A 26,924-nucleotide genomic window follows, 5' to 3' on the forward strand; every position below is an offset into this window, starting at 1 on the left:
TCAATTCTCCATCATGTCAGCATTGGATGCGCCGGGCGGCACGAGCGGCCAGACGTTTTCGCGGGGATCGATCAGGACGTGCGCGAGGATCGGGCCGCGTGACCGCAACAGGCGGTCGATCGCGCCGGGCACTTCATCGCGCGAATGCACGGTGAAGGATTCGACCCCGAAGGCGCGGGCGACTTCAGCGAAATCGGGATTGTCATAGAGGTCGATCTCCGAGAAATTCTGCTCGAAGAAATATTCCTGCCACTGCCGGACCAGGCCCAGCGTGCCGTTGTCGAGCAGCAGGATCTTGATCGGCACGCCATAGCGGCGCGCCGTCGCCAATTCCTGGATATTCATCATGATCGAGCCATCGCCGGTAATGGTGACGACCTTCATGTCGGGCCGTTCCATGGCCGCGCCGATCCCGGCCGGCAGGCCATAGCCCATCGCGCCCAGTCCGGCGCTGGTGAGATGGCTGGAGGGCTGCGCAAAACGGCAATGCTGCGCCACCCACATCTGGTGCTGGCCGACATCACAAGCGGCAATGAAGTCATCGCCGGCCGCTTCGGATAATTGCTTCAACAGGGCCGGGGCGAAAATGCCTGACCCGGGGGCGTCATAATCGAAGGCGAAGGCGGCCAGCCGCTCGACGCAGGTCTCGCGCCAATCCTCGATCTCCAGATAACCCGGATCCAGACGCGTCAAGGCGTCGGCGATATCGCAATTCAGGGCGACATCGGCCCAGCGCAGCTTGCCGATCTCGGCCGGATCACCATCGATATGGATGATGCGGGCATCGGGCGCGAAAGTATCCGGCTTGCCCGTCGCGCGGTCGTCGAAACGGGCGCCGACGCACAGCAGGAGATCGCTCTCATTGACCGCCATATTGGCTGTCCGGGTGCCGTGCATGCCCAGCATGCCCAGGAAATTCACCGCATCGGGGTGTGGTGTGCCCAGCCCTTTCAGGGTCGCGACCGCGGGAATGCCGGTACGGGCCATGAAATCGCGCAGGGGCTCAATTGCTCCGCCCAGTCCGACGCCGCCGCCGATATACAGGACCGGACGTTTGGCCTGGGTCAGCAAAGCCGTTGCCGCGTCCAGTCGGGGGGAGGAGGCGAGCAACGGCTTTGCTGCAGGGCGAGGCGCGCCGGGGGACGGCGGGACTGCCTCGGCCTGTAACACGTCCTTGGGCAAGTCGATCAGAACCGGGCCGGGGCGGCCTTCTTCGGCGATACGAAAGGCTTCCTCGATCAATTCGGGGATCCGGTTGGCGTCACGGATGATGATTGAATGCTTCACCACTGGCAGCGTCATGCCGAAGACATCGACTTCCTGGAAGGCATCCGTCCCCATCAGGCCGGACGGGACTTGTCCGGTCAGAATGACCATCGGAACGGAATCCATATAGGCGTTGGCGATACCGGTCAGGAGATTGGTGGCGCCCGGTCCTGATGTGGCCAGGCAGACGCCGGCCTTGCCCGTGATGCGAGCCTGGGCGTCGGCGGCAAAGGCTGCGGCCTGTTCGTGGCGCACCAGAACATGTTGCAGGCTGGAGCCTGTGAGCGCGTCATAGACGGGCATGATCGCGCCGCCCGGATAACCGAAAATCCGGGTCACGCCGAGTTTCTCCAGCGTCCGCACCACCAGGTGCGCCCCCGTATTGCGGGCACGTGCCTGGGGGGCGGTCTCGGTCTTGGGCAGGGTAGACAGCATGGTCATAATCAGGTCCAGACAGGGGTGTTCAGGTATTGGAGCCGGCTTGCAGCCACGGCATTTCTGCGCGCAGCGCCGCACCGGTTTTTTCGATCGGGTGCTCGAGATCCTTGCGCAGCAGGGCGTTGTATTGCGGCTTGCCGGCCTGGTTCTCCATGATCCAGTCGCGGGCGAATGTGCCGTCCTGGATGTCGGTGAGAACCTCCTTCATCCGCGCCTTGGTCTCGGCATTGATGACGCGTGGACCCGAGCGCAGATCGCCATAGATCGCGGTTTCCGAGATGAATTCATGCATCTTGGCGAGCCCGCCCTCGTACAGCAGGTCCACGATCAGCTTGAGCTCGTGCATGCATTCGAAATAGGCGACTTCCGGCTGGTAGCCGGCTTCGGTCAGCGTCTCATAGCCGGCCAGAACCAGCTCGGTCGCACCGCCGCACAGCACGGCCTGTTCGCCGAACAGATCGGTTTCGGTTTCTTCGGCGAAGCTGGTTTCGATCACGCCGGCGGTCGAACCACCGATACAGGCGGTATAGCTCAGTGCGCGGTCGCGAGCGGTGCCGGTGGCGTCCTGGTGGATCGCAAACAGGCAGGGCACGCCGCGGCCGCGTTCGAATTCGCGGCGCACCAGATCCCCGGGACCCTTGGGGGCGACGAGGATGATATCGACCCCCTCCGGTGCTTGGATGCGACCGTAATGCACGGTGAAACCATGCGCGAACAAGACAGCATCACCGGTGCTGATATTCGGGGCGATTTCGTCGCGGAAGATGGCTTCATGCGTCATGTCAGGTGTCAGAATGGCAATCAGCGAGGCTTCCCTGGCGGCTTCGGCGATCGGTGCGGTGCGCAGGCCGTCAGCCTTGGCGCGGATATCGCCCTTGCCGCCTGGACGCACGCCGACGACCACATCGCAACCGCTATCCTTCATGTTCAGCGCATGGGCGCGGCCCTGGCTGCCATAGCCGATCACGGCGACCGGCTTGGCCTTGAAAGCGGCCGTGTCGATCTCGAACGCCATGCGGCGCGTAGGGGTTTGTGGCGTGGTCATGCGAAAGTCTCCTGGGTGGTCTCGGACTGTTGAAAAGACGGTGTGGTGGTGGGTTGGATCGTCACGGCTCCCTGGGAGGCCGATGAAACGAGGCGGGAATATTTGGTGAAGACACCACCCATCGGATTGGGCAGGGGCGGGGTCCAGCTTTGGCGGCGGGCGTCCAGATCGGCATCGCAATCGATGCGGCGGGCGGCGACATCGATGCGGATGGTGTCGCCCTCATGGATCAGGCCGATCGCGCCGCCCTCGACGCTCTCGGGGCTGACATGGCCAATCACGAAACCCTTGGAGGCACCGGAAAACCGGCCATCGGTGATCAGGGCGACATGCTCGCTCAGGCCTTGTCCGACCAGGGCGCCGGTAATGCCGAGCATTTCGCGCATGCCGGGACCGCCGCGCGGACCCTCATTGCGGATGATGATGACATCGCCGCGAGCGATACGGTTATCTTCGACGGCGGCGAAGGCATCCTCCTCCCGTTCGAATACGCGGGCCGGGCCCTCGAATTGTGTGTGGGAGTGGCCGGACAGTTTCAGCACCGAGCCCTGGGTCGCCAGGTCGCCGTAGAGAATGCGGAAACCACCATCGGGTTTGACGGGATCAGCGACGGTGCGAACGACCCGCTGGCCGGGCGATTCAACCGCGCTGGCGAATTCTTCGAACAGGGTTTTGCCGGTCACGGTCGGCGCATCGGTCAGACGGCCGCCTTCCATCAGGCGTTGGCCGAACAGCCGCGTGCCGCCAGCCAGGAAGAGATGATGCGCCAGAAAGCGCCCGCCCGGCTTCAGATCGGTGATGACCGGCGCGGTCGCGGAGACCTCGTCGAATACATCGATCGAAAAGGGCACGCCGGCTTCCGCCGCGATCGCGGCCAGATGCAGGATGGCATTGGTCGAGCCGCCACTGGCCGACGCTGCGATGGCACCATTGCGCAGCGAGGTCTCGGTGATGAATGTGCGAGGCCGCGTGCCCGATTTGACCAGATCAACGACGAGCTGGCCGCAGCGTGCGGCCGCTTCAGCCTTGTCGGGGTGAGGCGCGGGAATATCATTGGCACCCATCGGCGACAGGCCCATGATTGACAGGATCATCGCCATCGTATTGGCGGTGAACTGGCCGCCGCAGGCACCTGCACCGGGACAGGCGGACTTCTCGACCTCGGCCAGGCCGGCATCGTCCAGCGTGCCACAGGCATGGGCGCCGACCGCTTCGAACACATCCTGGATCGACAAATCCTTGTCGCCTTGCCGGCCCGGCATGATCGTGCCGCCATAGAGAATACAGCCGGGGATATCCATCCGCGCCAACGCCATGGCTGCGGCTGGAATGGTCTTGTCGCAGCCAACCAGCACGACCAGCCCGTCCAGCGAGTGGCCGCGAACCGCCAGTTCGATGGAGTCGGCGATCACTTCACGCGAGATCAGCGAGGCGCGCATGCCTTGCGTGCCCATCGAAATCCCGTCGGACACGACGATGGTGTTGAAGTCGACCGGCACACCGCCAGCCTCACGGATCGCCTCGCGAACCGGCCCGGCCAGATCGGCCAGGTGCATATTGCAGGGCGTCACCGTGGTCCAGGTATTGACCACCGCGATCATTGGCTTGTCGAAATCTGCATCCGACATGCCGGTCGCGCGCAACATGGCGCGAGCCGGAGCGCGCGCGGCGCCGAGCGTGATGGTGTCTGAAGTCTTTGGTCGTTCGGTCGACATCGGAATTTCCCGTGTGACAGACACGAAAAACCCCGCTCCGGGTTCCGGGAGCGGGGTTTTTCATGTCTGCCGAGTTTGCGTTTGCTAACTGGCAGGCGCGGAAACCGCTCCCGTTATGGAGGTAAGAATAAGTACAAGTACGAGGAGGAGTGCGCTGGCGAGCACCCGCGCGTCCGGCAGGACGGCGGCCGATGAAATCGGCTGATGGGTGACGTTGTTACGCATGACGCGGGCAGTTCCTTACTTGTGTTGCAGTGCAAGGTGGCGCGATGTTTCCGCTATGGCAAGCGCAAATGTGCATAAAATGTGTGCCCGATCTCAGTCCGGCGTTCTGCGCCGCAATAATTTGCCTGGTTTTGGGCGATGATGGTTTTGGTATCGGGCGTATAGTGGCGCCATATCCTGCTACAAAAGCAGGCAGGCCTGCCCGTTTTCGGGCGCTTGTTGGGCGCTGTCAGTGAATCTTCAGAATCAGCTTGATCTTCTTTTGTGCGACTGCAGCAATTTCCGGGCGGCATCCTTTTTGTCGCGACTCTGTGGATTGAACTGCTGGCGGCGGCCGACGCCAGTCCTTTCCTGATTTGCAGAAGATTTTTGCTTGTTTTCGCCCTTAGGCATCATTCGTTGGTGGCAATGTGGCGTTTCGCTGTTGTTCGCAGAAAAATGTTGCACCGCAATATTTCCTGTTCTAGCCTGTCGATATCAAGAGGTGCATCAACGCACCCGACCACAGATCGCACACATGGGATCCGTCGCTGCCACCCGGCAGTGCGGATCATGGGTAGATGTCTGGCGAACGCCAGGGCCGGGCCTGCAAGGGCCCAGACGACCCGAGATCCAAGAGAAATTTTTGTTCTGCCATGGGGCAGGCCGATCAGGGGCGTGAATCCGTCACGCCGATCGGGAATTTCAGACCTGGACAGGGGGATCGCCATGCGTGGCACCAAAATGAAATACGGAGCGATGGGCGCTATTGCCTGCGCTGCAATCGGGGCGGGGCTGGCCTTCACAGCGCCGGTCGCGGCCGAAGTCAGCGAGGAGACCGCTTTTGTCTTCAACACCCTTCTATTCCTGATTGGCGGCTTTCTCGTGATGTTGATGGCGGCCGGATTTGCCATGCTTGAGGTCGGGTTCGTCCGCACCAAGCATGCCGCCGCGATCTGCCTCAAGAATATTGCCCTCTACGCCATTGCCGGGGTGATGTTCTATCTCGTCGGCTACCAGGTCATGTATGGCGGCGAGACGGCCTATTTCGGCATGCCGGGCATCTGGAGCCCGTCGGAATTGACCGGTGACGCCGAGATCGATCTGTCGACCGGCTATGCCTCGGCCTCTGACTGGTTCTTCCAGATGGTCTTCGTCGCCACAACAGCCTCCATCGTGTCGGGCGCTGTTGCCGAGCGCGTCAAGATCGGACCTTTCTTCCTGTTTGTCGTGGTGCTGACGGCCGCGATCTACCCGATCCAGGGTTCCTGGGAATGGGGTGGCGGCTGGCTTGATGCCCAATTCGGCTTCTCCGATTTTGCAGGCTCCACACTCGTTCACTCGACCGGTGGCTGGGCTGCCCTGGCCGGGGCCATCCTGCTCGGTGCGCGCTCAGGACGTTTCGGACCCAATGCCAGTCCGATGCAGCCCTCCTCCCTGCCGCTGGCAACCCTGGGCACATTCCTGCTCTGGTTCGGCTGGTTCGGCTTTAACGGGGCCTCCCAACTCGCCCTGGGCTCGGCCGCCGATGCCGTCGCTATCTCCCAGGTCTTCGCAAACACGAATATGGCTGCCGCCGGCGGCGTCGTGACGGCCTATGTGCTGTCGCTCATCCTGGGGCGCGGCAAGGCCAATCTCGCCTATTGCCTCAACGGGGCCCTGGCCGGTCTGGTCTCGATTACGGCCGAGCCGCTCACGCCGACCATCATGGATGCCATCCTGATCGGCGCGGTCGGTGCCGTCATCGCGACCTTCGGTGCCAAATTGCTGGAAGCGGTCCGGATCGACGATGTCGTCGGTGCCATCCCGGTCCACTTGTTCGCCGGTATCTGGGGCACGATGGCCGTGCCGCTGACCAATAGCGATGCCAGCTTCTATGGCCAGGCTGTCGGGGTTGGAGCAATTGGCGCCTTCGTCTTCACCGCCAGCTTCGCAGTCTGGTTGATCCTGAAAATGACAGTCGGAATCCGCCTCTCGCCGGACGAAGAGATTGTCGGTGGCGATCTGTCCGAGCTCGGGCATGCCGCGGGCAGCATCTTCTCATCGCCCGAGGGAAAGGATCCGGTCCCGGCGCAATAACGGGTGTGGCGAGCGTGTCCGGCACTCGTGCAGTGCCGGTCGCGCCTCGCGAACCCGGGACCGAAACCGCCCGCACACTCGCCAGACGAGATCTTCCAATCAGGCGATCCCGACCATCGGCCGGACCAAACCTGAAATCGCCTCCGATCGCCCTGCGCGCACCGGAGATACCCAGATCGCGGCCGCAGCAGAAGCGACCGTGAGCCAGCACAGAAAACCCTTGAGGAGTATTGTCATGAAAACTGCCAACGCAAAATTCGCAGGCCTGGCCCTCGCGGCCTTGTTGGGCTCGGCCGCCGCCGCCACAGCCTCGGCGCAAACCATCGAGGGCAATGTCGCCCTGACATCCGACTACATCTTCCGTGGTGTCACCCAGACCGATGGCGGCCCGGCCATTTCCGGCGGCTTCGATGTGGCTGACGACAGCGGCCTCTATGCCGGTGTCTGGGGTTCCAGTGTCGATTTCGGTGATGACACCACGATGGAGCTCGACCTCTATGGTGGTTATGCCACGACCCTCGGTAGCTGGGATCTTGATGTCGGCGGAATCTTCTACGGCTATCCCGACAGTCCCAGTGCCGGTGGCGACCAGAATTTCTGGGAATTTTACGCCGGTGTCGGCCATGCGCTTGGCCCCCTGGCCTGGGATGCAAAGCTCTCCTGGTCGCCAGACTTCTATCTCGAAAGCGGTCCGGCGCTCTATATCGAAACCGGTCTCGCCTATGAATTTGCCGCCGGTATCGCCATCGATGCCCGGATCGGAGCGAGCTCGTTCGACGACGTTCCCGCAGCCGATTACGAGGACTATCAAGTCGGCGTCTCCGGAACCGTGTTCGAAACGCTCGGCTGGGACGCGCGCTATCACGCCCTGTCCGATGATGGCGATGACAGCTTCGTCTTCACCATCTCCCAATCCTTCGGCGGCTAGCTGAAGGCGGCAGGACGGCCCGCGGCTCTCCCCTCGGGCCGTCCTGTTACTCTTGGCTATCGCGTCGGATGGTCAGTCGGGCGATCTTGCCGTCCGTGCCGATGGCCCAGCCGGTCGGGGTCCCAGGGGCAAAGGCGATGGCATTATAGCCCGCCTCTGGCATCGCTTCCCAGACACGCCCGCCATCGCGGCTCAGATCGCTCCCATTCGGCCCCACGGCCAGAAAATGCCCCCCCGCACCCGGCATGGACGCAACAGCCGACCGATAGCCTGCCGGTGGCACTTCGGGTTCGAACCAGATGCGGCCGCCATCGAGCGAGTAGGCTGCGACACCGTCGCGTGCATCTGCGCGGGTATAATCTCCGCCGACGGCAACCAGCGTGTTTCCTGCCGCAGCAATCGAGAATATTCCGGCACCGGCCTGCCCGCTGGCGAGCGGGGCGTTGACGACGCCCCAGCTGGCACCGAAATCCAGGCTCGACAGGATGCGGGCGCGCGCCCCGCCACCCGTGCCAATCCAGACGCGACCCGCCTCATCCAGTGCAAGGCTTGTATCGGAGGCGGCAAATCCGGCCTCCCCATCGAGCGGTACCGGCAGGTTGCGCGCAGCGGCCCAGCTCTGGCCGCCATCCTCGGTCAGCAGTATGTGAAAAACGCCATCGACCGGGTCGGAGAAGGCAATACCTCGCCTGTTGTCCCAGAACGCCAGCCCGTCGAAGAATGCGGCATCGGAGCCGTCTTCATACAACAGGGTGAAGGAGGCACCGCCATCGCGGGTCTCGAACAGGCGCGCCGGACTACCAGCCGTAAAGAACAGCGCATGATTGGCGTTGAAGCCGTGGGCTGAGCGAAAATCCAGCCCGGCCGCGGCCTCAACGCGGCTTTGGGTCCAGGTCTCGCCGCCGTCCACCGTGCGCAGGATGACCCCATCGGGTGCACCGATCCAGGCGATATCGGCGTCAACGACAGCAAGCCCGCGCAGACTGCTGTGTACGCCGCTCTCCTGCATCGTCCAGTCAATCCCGATCACCGCATTCCGCGGCGCCGGCTGACAGGCGCCGAGCGCGATTAGGCCGGCCGCCAGAGTGGCTGTGCCCAACCGCTTCACTGGCCCAGGCCGAGAATGTCGGCGCTGTCGCAATGCCAGCAGGTCGCAGCCCCGATCGGGCTACCGGGCGGGATTTCGGTTTCGAAACCGCCGAGCTCTTCACCGCGATCGATACGGGCCAGCCCGGCCTCGATTTGCCGCGCCAGACCGAGGCGATCTGCGCGCGGGCCGGCGGCGGTGGCCCGGCCGCTGGGCAAGGCGGCGGCCAGCGCTTCAAGCCGGGCTCTCGCCTGGTTTGATGCCGCGCGGGGTCCACTCGCGGTCACAACCAGCAATTGGGCAACATATTCGCCCTGGATCACGCTGCGCAGCGGGACCAGGCGGGCAGGCTCATCGCGCGGCGCGGTGAAAATGGCGCGTTCCAGCGTTTCAAGAACCTCGCTCGGCGCGAGCTGATCGGGGTCGCGGGCGCTTTGCTCGCCGATCCGCGCGAGGCGGGCGGGCGATAGCATCGCCTGAAGCGTGATGCGGGCCGCTGCCGCCGCCGCATCGCTGCGACTGAAGGCCGGGTATTGCGAGGAGGCGAACATCTCGCGCGTCGCTGCCGCGTCATAATCGACATAGGGCGACGGGGTCAGTTGCGACAGGGTGGTGTCACTGATATCGAGCCCGGCCGGATCGAGCGTGGCGGTCAGTGCGGTCAGGGCCCGGCGCTGGTCCGCAGCCGGTGCGGGGCGGAGGCCTTCAACTCCGGAACCATTCAGCGCGTACTCGAAATACACCCCGCCCAAAGTCTTGGCCGCCGCCTCGACCTGGTAGCGGTGATACAGATAGATCGGCGAGAAAACGGCTCGCAATTCGCTCGTGGGCAGGCCGGGGGCGAGGGCTTGCGGCCCGAAATTGGACAGCGCCGTGGCCCGAACGGCCATGATGTCGTCGAGCGTCTGGATCGGGTCGCTGCCATTATCCCAGAGATTGGCCAGCGGATGGCCGGAATCATTGCCGCGCGCGTGGCGGTCGGAGATGAAGAGCAGGCCATCGGCGCGGGCCGCGGCGAGGATCGCCTCTTGTGCCTCGGCCTCGGTGGCCGCGTCGGTATATTGGGCGTAGAGCCAGCTGATCGCAGCGCGATCCCACGCAGCAATGCCCCGGGAATAGGCGTCGCTGACATCGATATTGCCATTGGCATCGAGCGTGATGAGCGGCACTGGATAATCCATCACCGAGGCGCGCTCATTGGCGCTGGCGGCAAAATTATGCATCAGGCCAATCGTATGCCCGACTTCATGGGCGGAAAGCTGGCGGATGCGGGCGAGGGCGAGTTCGAGCGGGTCGCCGGCACTGCCACTGCCGGTCTGGTCCGCACCCAAAAGGCCTTCGAATATGATCCGGTCCTGGCGGATGCGCTGGCTGCCCAGAATGACATGGCCCTTGAGGATCTCACCGGTGCGCGGATCGGTCACGGCGCCGCCATAGGACCAGCCGCGTGTCTGGCGGTGGACCCATTGGATGATGTTGTAGCGCAGATCGAGCGGGTCAGCGCCCTCGGGCAGGAGTTCGACCCGGAAGGCATCCTCGAAACCGGCGGCGGCAAAGGCGTCGGACCACCAGTTTGCGCCCTCGATCAGGGCTTCACGGATCAGTGGCGGCGTGCCGCGGTCGACATAATAGACGATCGGTTCAACCACCGGACCGGAAGCCGCGGATGGATCGACACGTTCCAGACGGTGGCGCACGGCGAGGTAACGGCGCACGGGCGCATCAAGCGGTGCGGCCATGTCGTAAATCTCGGTCGTGATCGCCCCGGACCGGTCATCGGCCTCACGGATCTCGTAGCCGGGTTCGGGCAGGGCCGCGAAGGAGTGATGCACGGTCAGCGTCACCGAGTCGGCGGCCGGCGTGACGGCGCGGACTTCAGATCCAGGATCGCTCGAGCTCAAGGTCAGCAGGGCGTCGATTTCGACATTCAGCGGGAAGGCGCGAACGCTATCGGTCAGCGCCGCGCTACGGTCTGCATCAATCGCGAAACTGCCCTGTTCCGCGGCGGCGAGCTGGCCAATGGTCCCGACCGGGTCGCGGGTGAGAAACCCGGCCAGGTCAACCAGGACGCGGCCGTCCTGTTCCGCGACAATCTCCCCGCTCCAGACGATGGAGCGGGCGAAGGATTGTTCCGTCGCCTGCCGTTCGTCAGCCTCGGCACCGAGCGCGCGATAGCGATTATTCTCGAATTCGGCGAAGACGCGGTCATTGACCCGGAAGAAGCGCAGGATTTCCGACTGTGTGCCGAGACCGCGATCCAGACCGACCGGGTTTGAGCCAAGGCCGGAGGCGAGCCAGGCAGTGTAAATCATGCGACCGAGTGAGCCGTCGTCCTGGGGCGTCAATTCCGCAAGGATCCGTCCGTCACCATGATCGACATGAAGGGTGAAAAGGCCGGAGGCTTGTGACAGGCCGGCGATTGATTCCGAATAGCTGAGCGCCTCGTCCTGGGAGAAAGCCGGGGCGCCGGCTGCCGTGATCAAAACCGCCAGACTGGCCGCCAGTTTGCGCAAACTTGTCATGATGTAGCCCACTCCGCTGATCCTGTTTGGGCAGACGCTAACCCGCCCGCAATGGCCTGTCACCTCAGCCATGCCCGGCTGGGTCCTCGGCACATTGATCGAGGTTGATGTCCCGATCAACGGCGCCAATGGAGGGATAGAATCTATTGCGATGCAGCAAAATTCCTGAGCCAGAAATCGTGGCAAAACATCCCAATATTTATCCGTGTTTTTGCCACCTTCATCAGAAAATGCTATAATCACCCTATCAAGTGAAAAAATTTACCCAATCCGGTCGCCAGCTGGCTCTTGAGCGACGATCAAGAGTGTGCTGCACTGCGGAAAAGGTATGAGGTTGCGAGGTCATCCATTGCTGCGATTTGTCGATATCGATCAGGCCTATCCGGGGAAACGTGCGGAATCCGAACGTCGCACCGATTTTCTTGAAATCTATCAGCCCGTTGAGATTTCCAAAGTCGCGGAGCAAGCGTCGCGCTGCTCGCAGTGCGGCGTACCGTTTTGCCAGACCGGTTGCCCCCTGCAGAACAATATTCCCGATTGGCTGATGCTGGCCGGGACCGGCCGGATGCAGGAGGCTTATGAGGCCTCGGCCGCCACCTCGACCATGCCGGAAATCTGCGGGCGAATTTGTCCCCAGGACCGCTTGTGCGAAGGCAGTTGTGTCGTCGAGAAGTCCGGCCATGGCGCGGTGACGATCGGCGCTGTCGAACAATTCATCACCGACACGGCCTGGGATGAGGGCTGGGTCACTCCGATCGTGCCGGGCGCACCGCGTGGCCAGAGCGTTGGTGTGATTGGTTCCGGCCCCGCCGGGCTGGCCGCGGCCGAACGTCTGCGCGAGGCCGGCTGCGAGGTTACGGTCTATGAGCGTGCAGATCGGGCCGGCGGTCTGTTGATGTATGGCATCCCCGGTTTCAAGCTCGACAAACATGTCGTGCAGCGCCGCCTCGACCGGCTGGAGGCTGGCGGTGTGGTGTTCAAGCTGAATTTCGAGATCGGGCGCGATGCCTCGCTTGCCGGGCTGCGTTCGCAGCATGACGCCGTTCTGATCGCGACCGGGGTTTACGCGGCGCGCCAGCTCGTCTGTCCCGGCGCCGGCGATGAAATTGTCCAGGCGCTGGATTATCTGATCCGCTCCAATCGGGACGGGCTGGGCGATCCGAAGGCGACCGACGAGCGCCTGTCGGCCGAGGGCAAGGATGTCATCGTGATTGGTGGCGGTGACACCGCGATGGATTGCGTCCGTACCGCGATCCGTCAGCGCGCCCGCTCGGTCACCTGTCTCTATCGACGCGACCGCGCCAACATGCCCGGCTCGGCACGCGAAGTGCGTCATGCCGAAGAAGAGGGGGTTGTGTTTGAATGGCTTTCAGCGCCGCTCGCGGTTCTGAGCCAAGGGGCGGATGTGACCGGTGTCCGCGTCCAGCGGATGCGGCTGGGAGCGTCCGATGCGTCTGGACGCCGGACGCCGGAGGTCGATGCCGGCAAGACCGTTGATCTGCCTGCGGATATGGTGATTTCCGCGCTGGGCTTTCAACCTGAGAATTTGAGCGAGCAGTTCGAGGCGCCGGAGTTGAACCTGACCGAGTGGGGCACGATCGAATCCGATCCCGATTCCAGCATGACCAGCCTCAACGGTGTTTTCGTGGCCGGCGATATCCAGCGCGGTGCCTCGCTGGTCGTCTGGGCCATCCGCGACGGGCTCGACGCGGCTCGCTCGATTGAAAACTATCTCGACAATCGACTTGCCGTGCTCGGAGCCGCCGAATGACACACTTAAACTGGTCTGAAGCCCGGCACCGCAAGGGGCTGGAGCTGCTTGAAACCTCCGGTCTCTACCGTCCGGAAGACGAGCGTGATGCTTGCGGCGTTGGCCTGATCGCCGACATGAAGGGCCAGCCGAGGCGCGAGATCGTCGAACTGGCGATCCACGCCCTCAAATCGGTCTGGCATCGCGGTGCTGTCGATGCCGATGGCCGCACCGGTGATGGTGCCGGCCTGCGTGTCGGTGTCCCACAGGATTTCTTCAAGGCTGCCGTCGCGCGCACCGGTCATGAGCCGCAACGCGGCGATGTCATTGTTGGCATGATCTTCCTGCCGCGGACCGATTTTGCTGCCCGCGAACGGGCGCGCGCCATTATCGAGGCGGAAATCCTCGGCCAGGGATTCAGCTTTTACGGCTGGCGCCAGACGCCGACCAATACCGCCGTGCTCGGCACCAAGGCACGCTCGACCCTTCCCGAGATTGAGCAAGTCCTGTTCCGCGATCCCAGGGGACGCGATGCCGCGACCGTCGCGCATACGCTCTACATCATTCGCCGCCGCATCGAGCGCCGTGCCCGCGAGGAGAACCTGCGCGAGCTGTATATCTGTTCGCTCTCGCCGCATGACATTATCTACAAGGGCCTGTTCCGCGCCGAGGATATCGATGCCTTCTATCTCGATCTGAAGGATGAGCGCTTCGTGTCGCCCTTCGCGATTTTCCACCAGCGCTATTCGACCAATACATTTCCGGAATGGCGGCTGGCGCAACCGTTCCGCATGCTGGCGCATAATGGCGAGATCAATACGATCCGTGGCAATACCAACTGGATGAAAAGCCACGAAATTCACATCGCTGACACGGCGTTCGAGGACGCCCGCCAGGATGTGACGCCGGTGATCCAGCCCGGCGCCTCGGATTCTGCAGCCCTCGACCAGGTGTTTGAAATCCTGGTCCGCGCCGGCCGCAATGCGCCGATGACCAAGACCCTGCTCATTCCCGAGGCCTGGTCGAAACGCTCCGACGTCATGCCCGATGGCTGGAGCGCGATGTATGAGTATTTCAATTCGGTGATGGAGCCCTGGGATGGCCCGGCCGCCATCGCCGCCTTTGACGGGCGTTGGGCGATTGCCGGTCTCGACCGCAATGGCCTGCGGCCGATGCGCTATGCGATCACCGATGACGGACTTCTCGTCGCGGGGTCCGAGACCGGCATGGCGCCCATCGCGCCGGAGCGCGTGATTGAGCGCGGCGGCATCACGCCCGGCCGCCTGATCGCGCTCGACCTTCAGGAAGGCCGGTTCTACCGCGAGCACGAAATCCTGGACACGCTCAGCGAGACCCACCCCTATCAACGTTGGCTTGGCGAGGTCGAGGATATCGAACCGGCCATCGGGCTGGGACCGGAACCCGTCAAATTCAATGCTGATGAACGTTTGCGACGTCAGGCCGCTGCGGGCTTCAGCTTCGAGGCGATCGAGCTTGTCCTCGCTGCCATGGCTGATGATGGCAAGGAAGCAGTCGGCTCGATGGGCGACGACACGCCTCTGGCCGTGCTGTCAGAAACCTACCGGCCGCTGTCACACTTCTTCCGGCAAACCTTCGCGCAAGTGACCAATCCGCCGATCGATCCTTTGCGCGAAGGCCGGGTGATGGGGCTCAAGACCCGGTTCCGCAATCTCGGCAATATCCTCGCCAAGGGCGAAACCCGCGCCAATGTCCTGGTGCTCGAAAGCCCGATTCTGACCAATGGCGCCTATTGGCGCTGGCGCGAGATGATGGGCGGAGGCGTGAAGGAGATTGATTGTCTGCTGCCGGTCGCCGAGGCGACGGGCGATGGCCATGCGCTCGGCGCGGCGATCGACAAGGTGATCGAGGCGGCGGTCTATGCCGTGCGCGATGGCGCGGCCCATCTTGTGCTCACCGATCACAATTCTGATGAAAATCACTGCGCCTTGCCGATGATCCTGGTCGCCGGCGCTGTCCATTCGCGCTTGACCCGCCACGGCCTGCGCAATGCCTGTTCGATCAATGTCCGCTCGGCCGAATGTTTTGATCCGCACTATGCCGCAGTGCTGATTGGCCTCGGTGCCACAACGGTCAATCCCTATCTGGCCTTCGAGACCGTGACGGCTGGCCGCGATCATGCTGGCGAGGACAGTGTTGCACGTAGCCGCGCCCGACGGTTGAAGCTGGCACTCGATGGCGGCTTGCTGAAGATCATCTCCAAAATGGGGATATCGATCATCTCCTCCTATCGCGGCGGCTGCAATTTCGAGGTTCTCGGCCTGTCGCGCGCGCTGGTCGAAGCCTATCTGCCCGGCGTTGTGAGCCGTATTTCCGGTCTCGGTCTGCCAGGCCTGGAAGCCCGCACGGTCGATCTGCACCGCACCGCCTGGCGCGGCGATGCCCGCCTTCCGATCGGTGGATTCTTTCGCCAAAGGTCGAGCGGCGACCGGCATGCCATGACCGCCAGCTCGATCACCGAGCTGCAATCCGCCGTCAAACACAATGATGCGGCCGCCTGGAAGCGCTATCGAAAGGCGCTCGACGCGCAAGGCGCAATCCAGTTGCGCGATCTGCTCGACATGCGTCCGCTGGGGCCGGCCCTCGCGGTTGATAGCGTCGAGTCGATCAATGGCATTCGCCGCCGTTTCGTGACGCCGGGCATGTCGCTCGGCGCGCTGTCGCCGGAAGCGCATGGCGCGCTGAATGTGGCGATGAACCGGATCGGCGCCAAATCGGTGTCCGGTGAAGGCGGTGAGGATCCGCGCCGCTACAAGCCGCTGCCCAATGGCGACAACATGAACTCCGCTGTCAAGCAAATCGCCTCCGGGCGCTTTGGTGTCACGGCGGAGTATCTCAATCAGTGCCGCGAGATCGAGATCAAGGTTGCCCAGGGTGCAAAGCCCGGCGAGGGCGGGCAATTGCCGGGTTTCAAGGTCACCGACTTCATCGCGAAGATGCGCCTCGCCACGCCGGGCGTCTCGCTGATATCGCCGCCGCCGCATCATGATATCTACTCAATCGAGGATCTCGCCCAGCTCATCTACGACCTCAAACAGATCAATCCGCTCGCCCGGGTCGGCGTCAAGCTGGTCGCCTCTGCCGGGGTCGGCGCGGTCGCGGCCGGCGTCGCCAAGGCCAATGCCGATATCATCAATATCTCTGGCAGTGTCGGCGGCACTGGTGCCGCTTCGCTGAGCTCGATCAAGTTCGCCGGGGGCCCACTCGAACTCGGCCTGGCCGAGGCGCATCAAATGCTGTCGCTGAACGGGCTGCGTGAACGCATCACGCTGCGCGCCGACGGTGGCATGCGATCAGGCCGCGATATTGTCATCGCCGCGATGCTCGGGGCCGAGGAATTCGGCATCGGTACCGCATCCTTGTTGGCACTGGGCTGTCTGATGGTCCGGCAATGCCACTCCAACACCTGCCCGGTCGGCATCTGTACCCAGGATGATGATCTGCGGCTGCGCTTTGGCGGCGCACCGGACTATGTCGTCAATCTGATGACTTTCCTGGCCCAGGATGTGCGCGAAATTCTCGCCGGCCTCGGGGCGAAGGATCTGGAGGATGTGATCGGCCGTACCGATCTGCTCGACCAGGTCTCACGCGGTTCCGAAGCACTCGACGACCTTGATCTCAGTGCCATCATGGCCCGGGCCGATGCGGCGGAACGCCCTGCCCGTTCGACCCGTGAGCAACGCAATCCGGTGGCGCCCAGCCTGGATGAGCAGATCATCAAGGATGCCGCACCGGTTTTTGCCCGCGCCGAGAAGATGCAGCTCGACTATGCGGTCAAGAATACCGATCGCGCGGTGGGGACGCGAACCTCATCGGAAATCATTCGCGTGTTTGGCGGCGCCGGTCTGGCCGATGACTATCTGACACTGAAGCTGCGAGGATCGGCGGGTCAGTCACTGGGCGCTTTTGCGACCGCTGGCCTGCGCATCGAGCTTGATGGCGACGCCAATGACTATGTCGGCAAGGGGCTGTCCGGAGCGACGATCCTGGTGCGCCCATTCGGTGGTTCGCGCGAACAGACGACGGGCAGTGCCATCATTGGCAATACGTGTCTTTACGGCGCGACGTCCGGGTATTTGTATGCGGCTGGTCTGGCCGGGCAGCGCTTTGCGGTCCGCAATTCCGGGGCCGTGACCGTGATCGAGGGCTGCGGCGCGAATGGCTGTGAATACATGACCGGCGGGACTGCTGTCATTATCGGGCCGGTGGGCGATAATTTCGCCGCCGGGATGACGGGCGGCGATGTCTTCGTCCATGACCCCGAGCGCCGTCTCGATGCGCGGCTCAATACCGATACGGTTGTAGCCTTGGGCCTGACGACAGAATCTGCAGTGCGGTGTCGCGAACTCATCGAGCAACACGCGCAGCAGACGGGTTCGGCACGGGCGCAGCGGCTGCTCGCCGATTGGGATGTCGAGCGCGGTCATTTTGTCCATATTCGCGGCGAGGAAGCCGTACGGCGTGAGACGGTGGTCGAGCCGGGCCTGCCAGCGTCGAGCGTCGCCTGATGCCCAAGGGGCGTGTTGCGGTGCAGCACGGGATTGGATCGCGGGCCTTATCAGCGTAAGAGGTCGCAAAATCTCGCGCCAGGAGCACGACTATGCGGATCGACAAAATTGCCGCGGGTGTGAACCCGCCTGAAGACATCAATGTCATCATCGAAGTCCCGGTTGGCGGTCAGCCCGTCAAATACGAGATGGACAAGGAGGCCGGCACTGTCTTCGTCGATCGTTTCCTGCACACGCCAATGAGCTATCCGTGCAATTACGGCTTCATGCCGCACACCCTGTCGGAAGATGGTGATCCGATTGACGTTATGGTGCTGGGGCAGACGACCCTGATGCCGGGTTGCGTCGTTCGGGCCCGTCCGATCGGTGTGTTGCTGATGGAAGACGAAAGCGGCATGGACGAGAAAATACTGTGCGCACCACATCACAAGCTGACGCCGTTCTACGACGATATCCTTGACTATTCCGACGTGCAGAAGCCGCTCATCATGCGCATTACTCATTTCTTCGAGCACTACAAGGATCTCGAGCCCCATAAATGGGTCAAGGTCGAGGGCTGGGGCGATGCCGCGCGGGCCCGCGAACTTATCCTGGAAGCGATTGAGCGTGAGAAGACGGGCAAGGCCTGACGGCCGCTCAACCCCGTTTGAAATCCTTGAGGATTTCACGCGCCGCATTATGTCCGGGCGCGCCGGTAACCCCGCCGCCCGGATGCGTCCCCGATCCGCATTGATACAGCCCGGCGATCGGGCTGCGATGATCGGCATGGCCCAGCACCGGGCGCGCTGAGAAGAGCTGGTCCAGGCTCAGCGCGCCGTGGAAAATATCGCCGCCGGTCAGGCCGAAGATCCGCTCCAGATCGAGCGGCGAGAGGGCCTGGCGGCCGAGCACTGATGTCTTGAAGCCGGGCGCCCATTTATCGACCGTTTCGATCATCAGATCAGCGACTTCCTCGCGGTGATCATCCCAGCTGCGGCCGCCGGGCAGGACCGGCGCGACGTGTTGGCAGAACAGGCTCGCGACATGTTGTCCCGGCGGGGCGAGTGTGTTGTCCTGGGTTGAGGGGATCAGCATTTCGATGATGGGTTCGCGTGACCAGCCCTCGCGGCGTGCATCGCTCCAGGCGCGGTCCATATAGTCCAGGGAGGGCGCCATGATAATCCCGGCCGAGAGATGATCGCCGGGGCCGGGCAGGCAGGTGAAACTGGGCAGTTCAGACAGCGCGACATTCATCCGGAATGTGCCCGAGCCGCATTTGTAATGGGCGATGCGCTCGTTGAAATCTGTTGGTAAAACAGTGGGATCAATCATGGATCCGAACAGGAGTTTCGGGTTGAGGTTGGAGACAATGGCGCGGGCGTAGAGCACTTCGCCGGACTCCAGCAGCACGCCCTGGGCGGTATGGCCGTCGGTGAGGATTTCCTTCACCGGGGCCTCGGTTCTGAGCTCGACACCGCGTTCCCGGCAGCATGACGCCATCGCCTGGGTGATCGCTCCCATTCCGCCAACCGCATGACCCCAAACGCCTTTTTTGCCGTTCACATCACCGAACAAGTGGTGGAGCAGGACATAGGCGCTGCCTGGCGTGTAGGGGCTGGCATAATTGCCGACAATGCTGTCGAAGCCGAACAGCGCCTTGATCGGCTCGCTCTCGAACCAGCCATCGAGCCAGTCGCCGGCGGATTTCGAAAACAAATCAAGCAGATCGCGTTTGGCGGTCAGGTCGAGACTGCCGAGTTTTCCGCTCAGATTAAGCGCCTTGAATACTTCCGGCATGGCGCCGGCCCAGCCGCCCTCGCGCAAATTTGGCGGAGTTTCCAGCACCATGGCGCGCAGCGTGTCGGCAATCGTTTCGAGTCGCGCTGCATACGCGTCCAATTGCTGTGCATCACGCGTGGAGTACCTGGAAACCTGCTGTTGGGTCACCCCTTCACCTGCCAGTAGATAGCCGTCCTCGCGCGGCAGGAAATTGCCGAGCTTGCGCTCGATGATTTCCAGACCATGGCGGTGCAGGTCGAGATCGGCGATGACTTTGGGATTGAGCAGCGACACCGTGTAGGCGGCGACGGAATTTCGGAAGCCGGGATGGAATTCCTCGGTGACGGCGGCGCCGCCCAGGACATGCCGGCGTTCGAGTACCGTGACCTTCAGGCCGGCCCTGGCGAGATAGGCGGCGCAGACGAGCCCGTTATGGCCGCCTCCGACGATGATGATGTCCTGGCCAGGAGTAGGGCGTGAGGCCGATTTGCGCAGAGCTGCCATGGCCGGCAGTTTCCACATGAAACCGGAAAGGTAAATGCAGATCGCAGGTTGTGGCTCAGGCAAACCCTCAGGCAAACGCTCCGGCGACATCGCTTGCCAGCACCAGGGCGCGGCCACGTGCGATCAGCACACCACAGGATGAGTGACATGTGGTGGCAAGGTCGACCAGGTGTTTCTCCGGGCGCAGGCGGGTGATTTCCACGCGCGCGGTCAGCGCTTCGCCGATCGGCGCGGTCAGCAGGAATTCTGTTTCCTGCTTGAGATAATTTGTGCCCTGGCCGGGCAGGTCGACGCCGAGCAGGGATGAGAACAGACCATTGATCAGGGCTTCCGGCACGGCATCCCCACTCAGGGGGGTGCCGGCAACGGCGTGCAGCGCCACAATATCGGCCGGGCTGAATGTGCGGGTGACTTGCGCTGACTGGCCGGTCACCAGGGGCTGTCTTGCGGTGTCAGTCATGCCTCGACCTCGGTTTCGCCGCTGCAGGTGATGACCCCGTCCGTCAAGCGCATTACCTGGAGGCGGATCTTTGCCGCCGAGCCGCTTTCGGCGATCATTTCCGCATCGAAGCGGAGCGGTTGATCGACCGGTGAAGGGGCACAATACCGGGTCGCCTGCCGGATCTGCCGGCCGCCGGGCACCAGCTCCTCGACGAGGCCGCGCAGTACGGCGCAGAGGAGCGCGCCATGGGCGACGGTCTGGCCAAAGCGGGTGCGGGCGGAGAATTCCGGATCGACATGGATCGGATTGTCATCGCCGGAGACGTGCGCGAAGGCATCGAAATCGGCTTGCGAAAAACTGCGCTCGAGTGAGGCGGTCCGGTTCATTCGCTATGTCCCGGCTGCGGCAATAGATGCTTCTGGACCTTGCCGGCGGCGGTACGCGGGAATTCGTCTGCGAACAGAAAATGGCGTGGCACCTTGTAGGCAGCGAGGCGCTCGCGGCACCAGCCGGTCAGGGCTTCGGCATCCTGGCCCTCCCCCTGGCGCAGGATGATATGGGCGCAGCCGACCTCACCCCATTTTTCGTCGGGCACGCCAGCCACTGAAGCTTCCTGGACGGCCGGGTGATCGGCAAGCGCATTCTCGACTTCAGCCGGATACACATTTTCGCCGCCGGAAATATACATCTCCTTGATGCGCCCGGCGACGAAGCAATAGCCATCCGCGTCGAAGCGCCCGAGATCGCCGCTCTTGAGCCAGCCATCGGCGGTGAAGAGCTCGGCGGTCTCCTGCGGGCGTTGCCAATAGCCCGGCGTCAGCCCCGGGCCGTGGAACTGGATTTCGCCGGTTTCGCCGGCCGCCAGAACTTCGCCATCAGGGCCGGCAATGCGGGCATCGACGAGGATCTGGGTCTTGCCGACCGAACCGATTTTTTCGAGCGCATGCGCCTCATCGACGAGAAAGGCGGTCGGGCCGGTCTCGGTCATGCCGAAGCCATTGCAGACGATGGCGCCGCGCGCGGCGAAGGTCTCGACCAGTATGTCCGGCAGGGGCGCGCCGCCACAGGACCAGTGGCGCAGCCGGGTCAGATCTGTCCGGGCGAAATCGGGGTGCAGGGTCAGCTCGCGATAGACCGCCGGGACGCCGATGAAGACGTCCAGCGCACCCGCATTGATCAGTTCGAGCATCGGCCCGGCCTCAAAGCCGGGCAGGATATGAACTGTACCACCGCCAAACAGCACGGGCAGGGTGTGCAGATTAATGCCTGCGGTATGGAAGAGCGGCAGGAAATTGAGCGTGGAATCCGTGCCGCGCAGACCGATCGCCTGGCCGATATTGATCGAATTGACCAGCGCCATGCCAAAGGTCTGGATCACGCCCTTCGGCGTGCCGGTCGTGCCGGATGTATAGATCAGATACCAGCATTCCTGGCTCGGCCAGCTGCTACGGCCCGGGTGCGGGCGGGCGGCCTCGCGCAAGCGGGTATAGTCATGGTCAAGATCGAGAACCGGCATCGCCATCGGCTCTGACGCAGCAAGCGCCGCGTCGCGATCTTCCGCGCCGGTGATCATCAGGGCCGGCGTGCAATCCCCGAGCAGCTGGATGAGTTCGCTCGCCGGCATGCGCCAGTTCAGTGGCACCAGAATAGCCCCCAGCTTGGCGCAGGCGAAGAGGATTTCGAAAAACTCGACACGGTTGCGGCACAGAATCGCCACCCGGTCACCGGACGAGATTCCACACGCCTGCAGCAGGCTGGCGGCGCAGGCGCTGCGCCGCTCGAGCGTGCGGTAATCGATCTGTTCGCCGGTCTCGACGACGTGGAAGGCGATGGCCTCCGGTTCGATAGCGGCGCGGCGGGCGGTGATGTCGAGCAGCGAATTCACGGGTGAACCTCCACTGCGGCGGATTTCGGTGAGACGCGGAGAAAATGGTCCATCCGGGCGCGCGTCTCCGGGCGCGCAACCTGTATCAGAAACGCCCGGCGTTCGGCATCGAGCCGGTCGGCCAGCCCGTCGGGGCCCGCCTGGGCATCAAGCAGGCGGCGGCTCGTCACAATCACGCTGGCATCATGCGGTTCCAGCCGGGTCAGCATGTCTGTCAGGGCCTGCTCGAAGTTTTCGGGCTCGGCGAGCTGGTCAATCAGACCCATTTCCAGCGCCTGGTCCGCGCTCACACGCTGGTCGAGCGCCAGCCAGTGCGCGGTGCGGGCCCGGCCAATTCGATCGGGCAGCAGGGCCGTCCAGCCGCCGTCGGGTGCAAAGCCCATCTTCGCGTAATACGGCTGGATGAAAGCCGTCCGAGCCATCAGCGACAGATCGGCCGCCAGCATCAATCCGAGCGATCCGCCGGTCACCGGCCCATTGACCGCGGCGATCACGGGACAGGGCAGGGCGCGCAATTGCAGCAGGACACGGTTGAGCCCGCCGACGAGGGCATCGCTATAGGCGTGCAGGTCTTCAGCGCTGGTATCGTGTCCGCGGATCGCCGCAACATCGCCGCCGCTGGAGAAGCAGGGGCCGGTCCCGGACAAAACCACGGCCCGTGCTGTGCCCGCCGTGTCGTCCAGGGCCTGGCTCAATGTGTCGAGCAGGCCCGGTGTCAGGCTGTTGCCGCGGCCGGGCCGGTTGAGGGTGAGCCGTACAACATCGTCGGCGCGGCTCACCAGAATCTCGGATGAGGCAGGGACCAGGGTCACGGCGCGAGCCCCCTGGAGATCAGGTCGGAAGCTTCGCGGGCGATCTCGTCGGCACTGCGTTCCGGCTCCCAAATGCCGAAGCGCAAGCCGAGAAACACACTCATCCCGATCAGGGCCCAGGCGCGGGTTTCCTGATTGCCATCACTGATCTCGCCGCGCTCGGCCGCGTCTTCCAGATTGCGCCGGTAGCGGTCGGCGAAACTGTCATAGTGTGCCTTGTATGCATCAGGGGCGACGAATTGTGCCTCTTCGATGATGCGGTAGAGATTGGGGTGGGCACGCGCGAATTCGATATAGGCAACCAGCCCCTTGTGCTCGGCATCGAGCCGGTCGGTTGCCCCCTTCACGCGCTCCGCGATCCAGCTCCGGGTCATCTCTCCCATATGGGCGACAAGTGCCCGGAATATCTCGTCTTTTGAATCGAAATAGACGTAAAACGTGCCCAGGGCGACCGCGGCGCGGCGGGTGATATCGCCGATCGAGCTCGAGTGAAATCCGTTCTCGCCGAAGGATTCCTCCGCCGCATCAAGCAGACGATTTCGTGTCCGCTGGCCGCGCGCGGTTTTCGGACTTTTCGGGGAGGTCGAAGAAAGTGAAGTTGACATATGATTCAGTTTTCACAAAATTGCCGGTAACGCAATATGGCATGAAAGCCACGGCGTGTGATGCATCCGGGAGAGATCGGCACAGTGCTCAACATCAGATCAGATGGCGCCCAGGGCGCGGAGACGGCGCTGCGATCCTGTCGCATGAGCGACGGATCCGTGATGCGCTATCGTGATCTTGGTGCCGGGCCAGTCCTGTTGCTGGTTCATGGCTGGGCCGCGTCGGGCGATTTCTTCGAGTCCGTTGCCGATCAGCTTGCTGCCGGATTCCGGGTCGTTATTCCGGACCTGCGTGCCCATGGCGCTACGCCAGCCGGCGAAGGCCCGCTTGATATCGACCTGCTCGCCAACGACTTGCAGACCCTGATCGACACCCTGGAGCTGAACGCGATCACAGCGCTGGGCTGGTCAATGGGCGCGACCGTGTTGTGGCGGTTGATCGCCCGCATGGGTCATACCCGTTTCGCGGGTCTGATCATTGAGGATATGAGCCCGCGCATCATCAATACCGAGGGCTGGGCGCTGGGAATGGCGACCGGAATGGACAGTGCCGGGAGCGGGCGCGCTGTCGAGGCCATGCGCCATGACTGGCCGGCCTATGCGGCCGCCTTTGCACCCAACATGTTTGCCCGCGGCCGGGCGGCCCGCGAGCCCGCCATGATTGCCGATATCGTCGCCCGTCTCAGCCGGCGCGATGGCGACGCCATGGCAGATCTCTGGCTCTCAATGGCCAGCCAGGATCTGCGTGAATCCTTGCCTATCATGAACTTGCCGACGCTCGTCATCTCCGGCGCGCGAAGTGAAGCCTACGGCCCGGAGACGAGCCGGTATCTCGTCGAATCATTACCCGAAGCGCAATCGGTCACGTTTGCGAACTCGGGACATGCTCCGCACCTGGAAGAACCGCAAGAGTTCGCCAGCGCGGTCACACAATTCGCCAACCGCGTGCATGCGGCGGCGGTCACCCACCATAATACCGAGGGAAAACCATCATGAAAAAGACCCAGAAAATGACGCGGGCAGCGCTCCTGCTCAGCACGATCGCATCGACCATGCTCATCGCGGCACCCGTTCAGGCCCAACAAGCCGGCGACACCGCCACCTCTGACGTCATCACCGTGACGGCCCGCCGCCGCGAGGAATCGCTGCAGGACGTGCCGCTGGCGGTCACCGCCTATACCGGCGACCAGCTCGAGGCGATGGGCGCTGTCGACATCCTGGCGATTGCCGAAACGACGCCGAACGTCACGCTTGAAGCGTCGCGCGGCACCAATTCGACCCTGTCCGCTTTCATCCGCGGCGTCGGCCAGCAGGATCCGGTTGCCGGCTTTGAAGCCGGTGTCGGCATCTATGTCGATGACGTCTATCTCAACCGCCCACAGGCCGCCGTGCTCGATATCTATGATGTCGAACGGATCGAGGTTCTGCGCGGACCCCAGGGCACGCTCTACGGCCGCAACACCATTGGTGGCGCGATCAAATACGTCACTCGCCGCCTTGACCCGGACGCGCCTGCCCTGTCGGCACGCCTGAATGTCGGCTCTTTCGGCCAGCTCGACCAGATCGTCTCCGGCAGCGTGCCAATGGGCGATACGTTCCGCGTCGGTGCCGCTGTGGCCAATCTCCAGCGCGACGGGTTCGGGACCAATCTCACCACCGGTGAAGAGAATTACGACAAGGACGTGCTCGGCTATCGTGTCAGCGCTGAATGGGAGCCGACCGGCGATCTCTTCTTCCGTCTGGCCTATGACTCGGTGGAAGACACCTCCAGCCCGCGCGGCGGACACCGTCTGATCCCGAGTGCTCCGGGCTATCCTGCTTTCTATGGCGTGATGGACAATGTCTTTGACACCCGCGCCGGCCTCGATGTCGTCGCGCAGAACGTCCAGAGCGATGGCCTGGCCCTGACGGCCGAGTGGCGTCTCAATGATAACTGGACCGTGCGGAACATCCTGTCCCGCCGTGAAGATGAATCCACCACGCCGATCGATTTCGACAATCTGCCTGAAGGCGATCTCGACGTTCCGGCGATCTACACCAATGAGCAGACCTCCGAGGAGTTCCAGCTCCTTTATGAAGGGGATCGTCTCGCCGGTGTGATGGGCTATTACTCGCTTGAAGCCAACGCGACGACGGTGTTCGACGTTCTGCTCGACACGGTTCTGGCCGGCCTCAATGCCCAGACCTTTGGTGATGTGGATACCAGCACCTGGTCGGTCTTCGCCAACTTCACCTATGACCTGACCGACACGGTCAGCCTCACGCTGGGTGGCCGTTATACCGAAGACGAGCGGACATCCCGCGTCCTGCGCCGGACCTATCTGGGCGGCTTCTCGGAGTATTTTGGCGGCGCCGGCTTCGCAATCGCGACCACGTCCGACTTCCTCGGCACCAATTCCTGGGATGATTTCAGCCCGACGGCGTCGATCTCCTGGCAGCCAAGTGCGGCGAACAACTTCTACTTCACCTATAGCCAGGGCTTCAAAGGCGGCGGCTTCGATCCGCGGGCGCAGACCACCGGCACGCCGGATTTCGATCTCAGCGGCACGGTTACAGCCGACGAAGTTTTTGAATTCATGGCCTTCGATCCGGAATCGGTCGACAGCTTCGAGCTGGGCTGGAAATACCAGGGCGAACGCTACAGCCATGCTGTTGCGCTCTTCCACATGGATTATACCGACATCCAGGTTCCTGGCTCGGTCGGCATCGATACCGATGCTGATGGCATCAACGACACCTTCACCGGTGTGACCACCAATGCCGGTGCCGCAACGATTACCGGTATCGAATATGAAGGTACGCTCGACCTTGGTCGTGACGTCTTCACCACCGGTGATGCCCTGAACTTCTCCTGGGCGCTGGGTATCCTCGACGGCAATTACGAGGAATTCATCAATGCCTTCGGTGTCGATATCTCCAACCAGGTCCAGATCCAGAACACGCCGGATTCCACCTTCAGCGCGACGCTGAGCTATCTGACCTCCTTCTATGGCGGCGATCTCAACTCCCAGATCACCGCGTCACACCGCGGCGATTCGAGCCAGTTCGAAATTCCCTTCCCGGCCCTCGACCAGTCAGCCTACACGCTGTGGAATGCGTCGATCGTCTGGGATAGCGAAGACGGTGCCTGGCAGATGGGCGTGCATGGCCGCAATCTGACAAACGACGAATACCGGGTTTCCGGCTATGACTTCGTCAACAACGCGACCTTCGCACCCGAGCTTGGTACTTCGGGCACGCTGGTCGGCTATTACGGCAATCCACGTACCGTCACGGCAACGCTGGCTTACCGCTTCTAGTTTGAAGCATGAGAGCGGACGCGAACCTCCCGCGCCCG

18 protein-coding genes are annotated in these 26,924 nt (G+C 63.0%); 7 read left to right on the plus strand and 11 right to left on the minus strand.

Features of this window, described 5'->3' with window-relative positions; genetic code table 11:
- The 3 genes from ilvG to ACN0YJ_RS03915 are packed head-to-tail and all read right to left on the minus strand — an operon-like array spanning position 1 to position 4,464.
- Positions 1-1,707 carry an acetolactate synthase 2 catalytic subunit gene (gene ilvG, locus ACN0YJ_RS03905; protein WP_417495405.1) on the minus strand — a complete coding sequence of 569 codons (1,707 nt, stop codon included), beginning with the start codon at positions 1,705-1,707 and terminating at the stop codon, positions 1-3.
- A 22-nt stretch (positions 1,708-1,729) separates the two neighbouring features.
- A complete protein-coding gene (gene ilvC / locus ACN0YJ_RS03910) occupies positions 1,730-2,749 on the minus strand; it encodes a ketol-acid reductoisomerase (protein ID WP_417478524.1) in 1,020 nt (339 codons plus the stop codon).
- Entirely contained in the window at positions 2,746-4,464 is a 1,719-nt protein-coding gene (locus ACN0YJ_RS03915; protein WP_417478523.1) for a dihydroxy-acid dehydratase, read from the minus strand. The genes ilvC and ACN0YJ_RS03915 overlap by 4 nt, the downstream gene beginning before the upstream one ends.
- A gap of 933 nt (positions 4,465-5,397) precedes the next feature.
- Here ACN0YJ_RS03915 and ACN0YJ_RS03920 point away from each other — a divergent pair.
- Positions 5,398-6,747, plus strand: coding sequence for an ammonium transporter (locus ACN0YJ_RS03920; RefSeq protein WP_417495406.1), 1,350 nt, complete (start codon positions 5,398-5,400; stop codon positions 6,745-6,747).
- 235 nt (positions 6,748-6,982) lie between these two features.
- A complete protein-coding gene (locus ACN0YJ_RS03925) occupies positions 6,983-7,675 on the plus strand; it encodes a TorF family putative porin (protein ID WP_417478521.1) in 693 nt (230 codons plus the stop codon).
- A gap of 46 nt (positions 7,676-7,721) precedes the next feature.
- On the opposite strand, the gene ACN0YJ_RS03930 is transcribed toward ACN0YJ_RS03925, so the two are convergent.
- Positions 7,722-8,774, minus strand: coding sequence for a WD40/YVTN/BNR-like repeat-containing protein (locus ACN0YJ_RS03930; protein WP_417495407.1), 1,053 nt, complete (start codon positions 8,772-8,774; stop codon positions 7,722-7,724).
- A gap of 5 nt (positions 8,775-8,779) precedes the next feature.
- A complete protein-coding gene (locus ACN0YJ_RS03935) occupies positions 8,780-11,284 on the minus strand; it encodes a zinc-dependent metalloprotease (RefSeq protein ID WP_417495408.1) in 2,505 nt (834 codons plus the stop codon).
- A 328-nt stretch (positions 11,285-11,612) separates the two neighbouring features.
- Here ACN0YJ_RS03935 and ACN0YJ_RS03940 point away from each other — a divergent pair, with 328 nt between their 5' ends.
- The 3 genes from ACN0YJ_RS03940 to ppa all read left to right on the plus strand — a co-directional run bounded on the left by ACN0YJ_RS03940 (position 11,613) and on the right by ppa (position 18,210).
- A complete protein-coding gene (locus ACN0YJ_RS03940; protein ID WP_417495409.1) occupies positions 11,613-13,055 on the plus strand; it encodes an NAD(P)-dependent oxidoreductase in 1,443 nt (480 codons plus the stop codon).
- Entirely contained in the window at positions 13,052-17,581 is a 4,530-nt protein-coding gene (gene gltB, locus ACN0YJ_RS03945; protein WP_417495410.1) for a glutamate synthase large subunit, read from the plus strand. The genes ACN0YJ_RS03940 and gltB overlap by 4 nt, the downstream gene beginning before the upstream one ends.
- A gap of 92 nt (positions 17,582-17,673) precedes the next feature.
- A complete protein-coding gene (gene ppa / locus ACN0YJ_RS03950) occupies positions 17,674-18,210 on the plus strand; it encodes an inorganic diphosphatase (protein ID WP_339740277.1) in 537 nt (178 codons plus the stop codon).
- 7 nt (positions 18,211-18,217) lie between these two features.
- On the opposite strand, the gene ACN0YJ_RS03955 is transcribed toward ppa, so the two are convergent.
- The 6 genes from ACN0YJ_RS03955 to ACN0YJ_RS03980 form a co-directional block, all read right to left on the minus strand.
- Complete coding sequence (locus ACN0YJ_RS03955) at positions 18,218-19,843, minus strand: phytoene desaturase family protein (protein WP_417495411.1); 1,626 nt, start codon at positions 19,841-19,843, stop codon at positions 18,218-18,220.
- A gap of 67 nt (positions 19,844-19,910) precedes the next feature.
- Positions 19,911-20,303 (minus strand): phosphate acetyltransferase, encoded by a 393-nt coding sequence (locus ACN0YJ_RS03960; RefSeq protein WP_417495412.1) that lies wholly within the window; start codon positions 20,301-20,303, stop codon positions 19,911-19,913.
- Positions 20,300-20,671: a MaoC/PaaZ C-terminal domain-containing protein gene (locus ACN0YJ_RS03965; RefSeq protein ID WP_417489064.1), complete on the minus strand. Its 372-nt coding sequence runs from the start codon at positions 20,669-20,671 to the stop codon at positions 20,300-20,302. Before ACN0YJ_RS03965 ends, ACN0YJ_RS03960 begins: the two co-directional genes overlap by 4 nt.
- The gene (locus ACN0YJ_RS03970; protein WP_417489065.1) at positions 20,668-22,170 is read right to left on the minus strand and encodes a class I adenylate-forming enzyme family protein; all 1,503 of its coding nucleotides are present in this window, start codon (positions 22,168-22,170) and stop codon (positions 20,668-20,670) included. Before ACN0YJ_RS03970 ends, ACN0YJ_RS03965 begins: the two co-directional genes overlap by 4 nt.
- Positions 22,167-22,982, minus strand: coding sequence for an enoyl-CoA hydratase/isomerase family protein (locus ACN0YJ_RS03975; RefSeq protein ID WP_417489066.1), 816 nt, complete (start codon positions 22,980-22,982; stop codon positions 22,167-22,169). Before ACN0YJ_RS03975 ends, ACN0YJ_RS03970 begins: the two co-directional genes overlap by 4 nt.
- Positions 22,979-23,587 carry a TetR/AcrR family transcriptional regulator gene (locus ACN0YJ_RS03980; RefSeq protein WP_417489067.1) on the minus strand — a complete coding sequence of 203 codons (609 nt, stop codon included), beginning with the start codon at positions 23,585-23,587 and terminating at the stop codon, positions 22,979-22,981. Before ACN0YJ_RS03980 ends, ACN0YJ_RS03975 begins: the two co-directional genes overlap by 4 nt.
- 144 nt (positions 23,588-23,731) lie before the next feature.
- Here ACN0YJ_RS03980 and ACN0YJ_RS03985 point away from each other — a divergent pair, with 144 nt between their 5' ends.
- Positions 23,732-24,583, plus strand: coding sequence for an alpha/beta fold hydrolase (locus tag ACN0YJ_RS03985; protein ID WP_417495413.1), 852 nt, complete (start codon positions 23,732-23,734; stop codon positions 24,581-24,583).
- A complete protein-coding gene (locus ACN0YJ_RS03990; protein ID WP_417478510.1) occupies positions 24,580-26,886 on the plus strand; it encodes a TonB-dependent receptor in 2,307 nt (768 codons plus the stop codon). Before ACN0YJ_RS03985 ends, ACN0YJ_RS03990 begins: the two co-directional genes overlap by 4 nt.
- The last annotated feature ends 38 nt before the right edge of the window (positions 26,887-26,924 follow it).

It is taken from the genome of Maricaulis sp. (assembly GCF_048270095.1).
In the GTDB taxonomy this organism is placed as follows: Bacteria; Pseudomonadota; Alphaproteobacteria; order Caulobacterales; family Maricaulaceae; genus Maricaulis.